This is a genomic window from Curtobacterium sp. B18, assembly GCF_000333375.1.
In the GTDB taxonomy this organism is placed as follows: Bacteria; Actinomycetota; Actinomycetes; order Actinomycetales; family Microbacteriaceae; genus Curtobacterium.
The window spans coordinates 1-2,306 of record NZ_BACZ01000222.1 but is presented as its reverse complement, the minus strand read 5'-3'; the positions used below and the strand labels follow the sequence as shown (position 1 = coordinate 2,306).

Sequence of the window (2,306 nt, the reverse complement as noted above, 5' to 3'; positions counted from 1 at the left end):
CACCCCGCCCGTCCTCGGCCGGCTCATCGCCCTCGCGTTCCGCGTCCTGCGTCGCCCGCCGCAGGACACCACCCTGACCTGGTCCGGCACGGTCATGTCGCTCGTCTGGTCGCTCGCCATGTGGGTGGCCTACGGCGTGCAGGCAACCGTCGTGCTCCGGGCCTTCGGCGCCGACTCGCCGACCCTGTTCCCGGTGGCCGTCGGCGCGTACGCGGTCGCGTGGCTCGTCGGCTTCGTCGTGGTCATCGCACCCGCTGGCCTCGGCCCACGCGAGGGCATCCTCGTGCTGCTGCTCGGGAGCGTGGCGGGCGGGTCCGCACCCTTCGCGCTGGCCGTCATCAGCCGGGTGTTCATGACCATCGGCGACGTCGTGCTCGCCGGTGTCGGGGCCGCGCTCGCCGCCCGGCACCGCCGACGCAGCGCCCTCGCCACACCCCGATCGAGCGCCCCGGTTCCTCCCCGCGCAGACTGATATGGTCGCTTTCCGACCGCGCAGTGCGCACCACAGCACCACGAGGAGGCGCACCCCATGACAACACTCCACGTCGTCGTGGACCAGATCGTCGCCCCCGTCCCCGGCGGCATCGGTCGGTACGCGGAAGAGCTCACGCGGCACCTCATCGAGAACGCACCGGACGGCTGCGACGTCGCCGGCATCGTGTCCGCCGTCGGCAAGGACGAGCTCGCGCACATCCGGATGCTGCTCCCCGGACTCGGTGACCTCGACCGCCTGGCGCTCCCCCGTCGCGAGCTCTCGGTCGCCTGGCAGGGCGGACTCGTCGGGAACGTCGGACGCGGCATGGTGCACTCGCCGAGCGTGCTCGCGCCGCTCGTCAAGCACGACCGCTTCAGCGACCCCGGCCGACAGACGGTCGTCACCGTGCACGACACCGTGCCGTGGACGCATCCCGAGACCCTCACGCCCCGCGGCGTCCACTTCCACCGCGCGATGGTGAAGCGCGCGTGGAAGCACGCCGACGCCGTCGTCGTTCCGACGCACGCGGTCGCGAGCGCCCTGAACGGCATCCACCGCTTCGACGAGCGCCTCCGGGTGATCGGCGGCGCCCCGAGCGGGCGACTGCGGACCCCGGTCGACGCGGACCTCCGCGCCGAGCGGCTCGGCCTGCCGGAGCGCTACGTGCTCGCGGTCGGCACGCTCGAGCCCCGGAAGGGCCTGCGGTACCTCATCGAGGCGATGGCGCACCCGGACGCCCCCGCGGACGTCCCGCTCGTGATCGCCGGGCCGGACGGCTGGGGCGACGTCGACGTGTACGGCACCGCGGAACGCGCGGGGCTCTCCCGCGAACGCGTGAAGGTGCTCGGCCGGATCGACGACCAGGACCTCGCGGTGGCGTACGACCGCGCGACGGTGTTCGTGTTCCCGAGCCTGGCCGAGGGCTTCGGGCTCCCCGTGATCGAGGCGATGAGCTTCGGGACGCCCGTCGTGCACTCGGACGACGACGCCGTGCGCGAGGTCGCGTCGGACGCCGGTGTCACGGTGGCCCGCGATCCCCGAGACTCCTACCCGGAACGGCTGGCGCAGGCCGTCTACCAGGTGGTCAACGACCCGCTGCTCGCCGGGCAGCTGGCCGTCGCGGGACCGGACCGTGCCCGCATGTACGACTGGAAGGACTCGGCTGCCGAGACCTGGCAGCTGCACGCCGACCTGTAGCGGGTCGCCCGTCCTGCAACGGGTCGCCCGTCCTGGAATGGGTCGCCCGTCCTGCAACGGGTCGCCCGTCCTGGAACGGGTCGCCCGTCGGCTCGGACTACAGCGAGTCGCGCAGGCGCTGGGCTTTCTCCTCGACGAGCTGCTCGAGCCCGTCGGCGTACTCGCCCAGACGCGCCGCGACGGCCGGGTCGGACGAGCCGATGATCCGCGCGGCGAGGAGCCCGGCGTTCGCCGCACCGTTGATCGCCATCGTCGCCACCGGGATGCCGGCGGGCATCTGCACGATCGACAGCAGCGAGTCGAGCCCGTCGAGGCGCGCCAACTGCACCGGGACGCCGATCACCGGCAGGGTCGTCATCGAGGCGACCATCCCCGGCAGGTGCGCCGCGCCACCGGCCCCGGCGATGACGACCCGGATGCCGCGTGCGGCGGCGCCGCGGGCGAACCGGGTCATCTTGTCGGGCGTGCGGTGCGCCGACACGACATCGGCCTCGAACGGGATCCCCAGCTCGGTCAGCAGGTCCGCCGCGGCGCGCATCGTCGGCCAGTCGGAGTCCGACCCCATGATGATCGAGACGAGCGGCTGGACGGGGGCTGCGGTGTCGGTCACGCCACGAGCCTAGTCGAGCAGGGC

The 2,306-nt window shown here is 73.2% G+C and carries 2 protein-coding genes and 1 pseudogene; 2 read left to right on the top strand and 1 reads right to left on the bottom strand.

The features are described from left to right. A pseudogene (locus tag I5E_RS05965) lies at window positions 1-472 on the top strand (lysylphosphatidylglycerol synthase domain-containing protein); the annotation flags it as partial. A 57-nt stretch (window positions 473-529) separates the two neighbouring features. Further along, window positions 530-1,672, top strand: coding sequence for a glycosyltransferase family 4 protein (locus I5E_RS05960; protein ID WP_022906188.1), 1,143 nt, complete (start codon window positions 530-532; stop codon window positions 1,670-1,672). Between the two features lie 97 nt (window positions 1,673-1,769). Here I5E_RS05960 and purE read toward each other — a convergent pair whose 3' ends face one another. Then, a complete protein-coding gene (gene purE / locus I5E_RS05955; protein WP_022906187.1) occupies window positions 1,770-2,282 on the bottom strand; it encodes a 5-(carboxyamino)imidazole ribonucleotide mutase in 513 nt (170 codons plus the stop codon). Window positions 2,283-2,306 lie beyond the last annotated feature (24 nt).

Bases quoted from the DNA above. Each gene is read 5' to 3' on its own strand.
- I5E_RS05960 (WP_022906188.1), top strand. From the start codon at position 530: ATGACAACACTCCACGTCGTCGTGGACCAGATCGTCGCCCCCGTCCCC.